We start from the raw sequence: 5195 nt of genomic DNA, 5'->3' as shown, positions 1-5195 counted from the left end.
CACCACCCCCACTCCACCCGGCCGGTTCCGGCTGCCCACCCGCGTACAGGAGAATTCAGCTCATGAGCAACCCGCAGCAGCTGCGCTACAGCAAGGAGCACGAGTGGCTGACGGCCGCCGAGGACGGCGTGTCGACGGTCGGCATCACGGAGTTCGCGGCGAACGCCCTGGGCGACGTCGTCTACGTACAGCTCCCTGAGATCGGGGACACGGTGAGCGCGGGCGAGACCTGCGGCGAGCTGGAGTCCACCAAGTCGGTCAGCGACCTCTACGCGCCGGTCAGCGGCGAGGTCACGGCGGTCAACCAGGACGTGGCGGACGACCCGTCGCTGGTCAACACGGCTCCCTTCGAGGGCGGCTGGCTGTTCAGGGTCCGCGTCTCCGCGGAGCCCGACGACCTGCTCTCGGCCGACGAGTACACCGAGTTCGCCGGCAACTGACGCCGCCGCCACCGACGCAACCGACACCAGGGACTGATCCGCTTTGTCTTCGCTCCTGAACACCCCGCTGCACGAGCTCGACCCGGACGTCGCCGCCGCCGTCGACGCGGAGCTGCACCGCCAGCAGTCGACGCTGGAGATGATCGCCTCGGAGAACTTCGCCCCGGTCGCCGTGATGGAGGCGCAGGGCTCGGTCCTCACCAACAAGTACGCGGAGGGCTACCCGGGCCGCCGTTACTACGGTGGCTGCGAGCACGTCGATGTGATCGAGCAGATCGCCATCGACCGCGTGAAGGCGCTGTTCGGTGCGGAGCACGCGAACGTGCAGCCCCACTCGGGCGCCCAGGCCAACGCGGCGGCGATGTTCGCGCTGCTGAAGCCGGGCGACACGATCATGGGTCTGAACCTCGCGCACGGCGGGCACCTCACCCACGGCATGAAGATCAACTTCTCCGGCAAGCTGTACAACGTGGTGCCCTACCACGTCGACGGCGAGAGCGGCCAGGTCGACATGGCCGAGGTGGAGCGCCTGGCGAAGGAGACCCGCCCGCAGCTGATCGTCGCGGGCTGGTCGGCGTACCCCAGGCAGCTGGACTTCGCGGCCTTCCGCCGGATCGCCGACGAGGTCGGCGCGTACCTGATGGTCGACATGGCGCACTTCGCGGGGCTCGTCGCCGCGGGCCTGCACCCGAACCCGGTGCCGCACGCGCACGTGGTGACGACGACCACCCACAAGACGCTGGGCGGCCCGCGCGGCGGTGTGATCCTCTCGACGGCCGAGCTGGCGAAGAAGATCAACTCCGCGGTCTTCCCCGGTCAGCAGGGCGGTCCGCTGGAGCACGTCATCGCGGGCAAGGCGGTCGCGTTCAAGGTCGCCGCGACGGACGACTTCAAGGAGCGCCAGCAGCGCACCCTGGACGGCGCGCGCATCCTGGCCGAGCGCCTGGGCCGCGACGACGTGACGGGGGCGGGCGTCTCCGTCCTGTCCGGCGGTACGGACGTCCACCTGGTCCTCGTCGACCTGCGGAACTCGGAGCTGGACGGACAGCAGGCCGAGGACCGGCTGCACGAGATCGGCATCACGGTCAACCGCAACGCGGTGCCGAACGACCCCCGGCCGCCGATGGTCACCTCGGGCCTCAGGATCGGCACCCCCGCGCTGGCCACCCGCGGCTTCACCGCGGAGGACTTCGCCGAAGTGGCGGATGTCATCGCGCAGGCCCTCAAGCCGTCCTTCGACCGCGAGGACCTGGGCGTGCGGGTGGCGGCGCTGGCCGCGAAGCACCCGCTGTACCCGACGCTGTAGCCGACCGCGCACAGCGCGTCAGGCCGTTCGCGGGGCATCGCGTCACACTGGAGTGTGGTGCGCGGTGCCCCGCCGCGCGCCACCGTACGTGTCAGGACCCGTACCGCCCCGCCGGCCGGTACGGCCCACCTGGCGGACAACGGCGTCCGCCGACCAGCAAGGAGTTCTCCGTGGCCATCTCGGTCTTCGACCTGTTCTCGATCGGCATCGGCCCGTCCAGCTCGCACACGGTCGGCCCGATGCGCGCCGCGCGCATGTTCGCGCAGCGGCTGAAGAACGAGGGCCTGCTGGTCCACGTGGCGTCGGTGCACGCGGAGCTGTACGGGTCGCTCGGCGCGACCGGGCACGGGCACGGCACGCCGAAGGCGGTCCTGCTCGGCCTGGAGGGCAACGCGCCGCGCACCGTCGACATCGAGCACGCCGACGAAGAGGTGGAACGTATCTCCACAAGCGGCAGGCTGAATCTGCTGGGCGTGCACGAGATCACGTTCGACAGCGAGAAGGACCTGGTCCTGCACCGCCGCAAGCGGCTGCCGTACCACGCGAACGGCATGAAGGTCACCGCGTACGACTCCGCGGGCGGGACCTTGCTGGAGAAGACGTACTACTCGGTCGGCGGCGGCTTCGTCGTGGACGAGGAGGCGGTGGGCGAGGACCGCATCAAGCTGGACGACACCGTCCTCAAGCACCCCTTCCGCACCGGTGACGAGCTGCTGCGCCTCACCCGCGAGACGGGCCTCTCGATCTCCGCGCTGATGCTCCAGAACGAGCTGGCCTGGCGTACGGAGGCCGAGGTCAGGGCGGGGCTGCTGGAGATCTGGCAGGTCATGCTCGCGTGCGTGGGACGGGGCATGTCCTGTGAGGGCAACCTGCCGGGCGGCCTGAAGGTACGGCGGCGCGCCGCCAACTCCGCGCGCCAGCTGCGCGCCGAGGGCGACCCGCACACCCACGCGATGGAGTGGATCACCCTCTACGCGATGGCCGTGAACGAGGAGAACGCCGCGGGCGGCCGGGTCGTCACCGCCCCCACCAACGGCGCGGCGGGCATCATCCCGGCCGTCCTGCACTACTACATGAACTTCTGCGCCCACGGCGCGACGCCCGAGGAGCGCGACGACGACGTGGTCCGCTTCCTGCTCGCGGCGGGCGCCATCGGCATGCTCTTCAAGGAGAACGCGTCGATCTCCGGCGCCGAGGTCGGCTGCCAGGGCGAGGTCGGCTCCGCCTGCTCGATGGCGGCCGGCGCCCTCGCCGAGGTCCTGGGCGGCAGCGCCGAGCAGGTGGAGAACGCGGCCGAGATCGGCATGGAGCACAACCTGGGCCTGACCTGCGACCCGGTCGGCGGCCTGGTCCAGATCCCGTGCATCGAACGCAACGGCATGGCGGCGGTCAAGGCCGTGACCGCGGCGAAGATGGCCCTGCGCGGCGACGGCAGCCACAAGGTCTCCCTCGACAAGGTCATCAAAACGATGCGTGACACCGGCCGCGACATGTCGGTCAAGTACAAGGAGACCGCGCGGGGTGGGCTCGCGGTGAACATCATCGAGTGCTGATGCCATAGGGCCTGACCAGGGGTTCAACCGGACCCCGCTCTGCGGACCGGCGCGCGTGGTGGCGACCGTTGGCCGGCGCTCGGCGCGCGGACGGAGAACGTCTCGTTACCGCCCCTTAGGGGGTGCGTCCTCAGGGCATCCATTTCTCCTATGGGCACCGGTCGTCCGGGGCCCGACGGGCTCATCGAGACCGTCCCATGTCCACAAAGGGGGAAACATGCCTCGTCCTCGTCTGCGCAGACGCCGTCCGTTGTTCGCGCTGACCGCGATCGCCGCGCTGGCCCTCGCCGACCTCGCCGCCCCGGCGTCGGCAGCGCCGTCGGCGCCCGCGGCCACCTGTGGTTCCAAGCCGACGACCAACCAGAAGACCGCGGCATCGTTCAATACGTCGGGGGTCAACATCCGCAGCGGCCCCTCCACGTCGTGCACGGTTCTCGGGTCGGGCTATCCGGGGCAGTCCGTCACTCTCCGGTGCAGCGCGAGCAGCGGCGACTGGGCGTATGTCACCGACAAGACGACCGGCATCACGGGCTGGGTCGACGGGGACTACCTGAACTGGCCCGGCGGGGCCGCCTACCTCTGCTGACGGTCCCGTCGGCGGGAGGCGGGCCGGTGTCAGGGGCGCGGGGCGGCCTGGGCGACGCGGCGCAGGTAGTCCTCGGTGGCCCGGGCGGCGTGGCCGACGTGCTCCGCCATCAGGGCGCGCGCCGCGTCCCCGTCGCCGGCCCGTACCGCGTCGAGCACGGCCCGGTGTTCCTGGGCCGCGCGGGCGAGTTGGCCGCTGGCCGTGAGGCCTTCGAGCGGCATCTGCCGCCAGACCCGTCCGACGAAGTCGGCCAGCATCGGTGATCCGCAGGCGCGGGCGACCGCGAGGTGGAAGCGCGCGTTCAGGTCACCGGACGCCGCCTGGCCGCCGTCAGCGAGCGCCGCGTCCAGCGCGTCGCAGGCCGCCGCCATCGCCGCCACGTCGCCCGGCTCCCCCCGCAGGGCGGCCAGCTTCGCGGCCTCCGGCTCCAGGATGGAGCGCACCATGGAGACCTCGGAGGAGCGCTCCGCGGGCTGGCCGCCGATCACGGTGGTGTGGTTGGGGCGGCGGATCACCAGGCCCTGCTCGGCCAGGAGCGAGAGCGCGTCGCGCACCGGTGTCTGGCTCATCTGCAACTGCTCGGCGAGCGCGCCGAGTACGACCCGCTGGCCCGGCGCCAGCTCGCCCGTCCTGATCGCACGGAGCAGTGCCTCGTACGCGACCTCGCTCTTGGTGGGGGCGTGCGCCGGGCCGAGACTCATGCCCGCCAGCCTAACGGGCCGCGGCGCCGGTCACGCCGGGACCTCGGCGCGCCGGGTCGCCGGGGCGGGCGTCGACGTGGACGGTCACCTTGCCGCCGCGTGAGATCGTTCCGTAGACCGGACAGTTCTCGGTGTAGAGGCGGGTGAGCCGCTCGCCCGTCTCCTGGTCGACGCCCCAGGTGGTGACGGACAGCACGACCTCCTCGTACCGCGTGGGGTCGGTCTCGTCGCGGGTGTAGCCCACGACCGTCGCGACGTCGTCGAGCGCGGCGCCCTCCTCGCGCGCGAAGTGGGTGATGCTGCTGACCGCGCACGTGCCGAGCGAGGCGAGCAGCAGCTCGCCGGCGAGCCACGCCTGGCCGAGTCCGCCCCGGCCGCCCGTCGAGTCGGTGACGAGGAACTGCTCGCGTGCCTCGGCCAGGAACCTGCCCGCGGTCCTGGTGGTGGTGACGGTGACGCTGTCGTCGTACGTCGTCATGGCTGTTTCTCTCCTTGTCTCGGATACGGCTTCGGGAAGTGCCCGGGTGGCCCGCCCCTGGGTGGACGGCGGGTTCGCCGGGGGTCGGGGTCAGGTCGTACGGCGTGGTGTGTCGCGGGCCTGGGGGGAGG

6 protein-coding genes are annotated in these 5195 nt (G+C 71.5%); 4 read left to right on the top strand and 2 right to left on the bottom strand.

The annotated features are described in order from the left end of the window. The first annotated feature begins 62 nt into the window (after positions 1–62). The 4 genes from gcvH (at position 63) to LCE31_RS36410 (ending at position 3885) form a co-directional block, all read left to right on the top strand. A complete protein-coding gene (gcvH, locus tag LCE31_RS36425) occupies positions 63–440 on the top strand; it encodes a glycine cleavage system protein GcvH (RefSeq protein ID WP_225022220.1) in 378 nt (125 codons plus the stop codon). Between the two features lie 43 nt (positions 441–483). Further along, positions 484–1746, top strand: a complete 1263-nt coding sequence (gene glyA / locus LCE31_RS36420) for a serine hydroxymethyltransferase (RefSeq protein ID WP_308042378.1) — start codon at positions 484–486, stop codon at positions 1744–1746. Positions 1747–1916: 170 nt separating this feature from the next. Further along, positions 1917–3299, top strand: coding sequence for an L-serine ammonia-lyase (locus tag LCE31_RS36415; RefSeq protein WP_225022219.1), 1383 nt, complete (start codon positions 1917–1919; stop codon positions 3297–3299). A 217-nt stretch (positions 3300–3516) separates the two neighbouring features. Next, positions 3517–3885 carry an SH3 domain-containing protein gene (locus tag LCE31_RS36410; RefSeq protein ID WP_225022218.1) on the top strand — a complete coding sequence of 123 codons (369 nt, stop codon included), beginning with the start codon at positions 3517–3519 and terminating at the stop codon, positions 3883–3885. A gap of 29 nt (positions 3886–3914) precedes the next feature. Here the strand turns inward: LCE31_RS36410 and LCE31_RS36405 are convergent, their stop codons facing one another. Both LCE31_RS36405 and LCE31_RS36400 read right to left on the bottom strand, forming a co-directional pair. Then, on the bottom strand, positions 3915–4586 hold the full coding sequence (locus LCE31_RS36405; RefSeq protein ID WP_225022217.1) for a GntR family transcriptional regulator: 672 nt from the start codon (positions 4584–4586) through the stop codon (positions 3915–3917). Between the two features lie 10 nt (positions 4587–4596). Further along, positions 4597–5064, bottom strand: coding sequence for an OsmC family protein (locus LCE31_RS36400; RefSeq protein ID WP_225022215.1), 468 nt, complete (start codon positions 5062–5064; stop codon positions 4597–4599). Positions 5065–5195: the final 131 nt, after the last annotated feature.

It is taken from the genome of Streptomyces sp. 8L (assembly GCF_020176795.1).
Taxonomy (GTDB): Bacteria; Actinomycetota; Actinomycetes; order Streptomycetales; family Streptomycetaceae; genus Streptomyces.
The sequence above is the reverse complement of the archived record's forward strand: the minus strand, read 5'-3'. Positions and strand labels throughout refer to the sequence as shown.

Excerpts from the sequence above, each read along its gene's own strand:
- LCE31_RS36405 (WP_225022217.1), bottom strand. The coding sequence starts at position 4,586 with ATGAGTCTCGGCCCGGCGCACGCCCCCACCAAGAGCGAGGTCGCGTAC.
- LCE31_RS36410 (WP_225022218.1), top strand. The coding sequence starts at position 3,517 with ATGCCTCGTCCTCGTCTGCGCAGACGCCGTCCGTTGTTCGCGCTGACC.
- LCE31_RS36400 (WP_225022215.1), bottom strand. The coding sequence starts at position 5,064 with ATGACGACGTACGACGACAGCGTCACCGTCACCACCACCAGGACCGCG.
- gcvH (WP_225022220.1), top strand. The coding sequence starts at position 63 with ATGAGCAACCCGCAGCAGCTGCGCTACAGCAAGGAGCACGAGTGGCTG.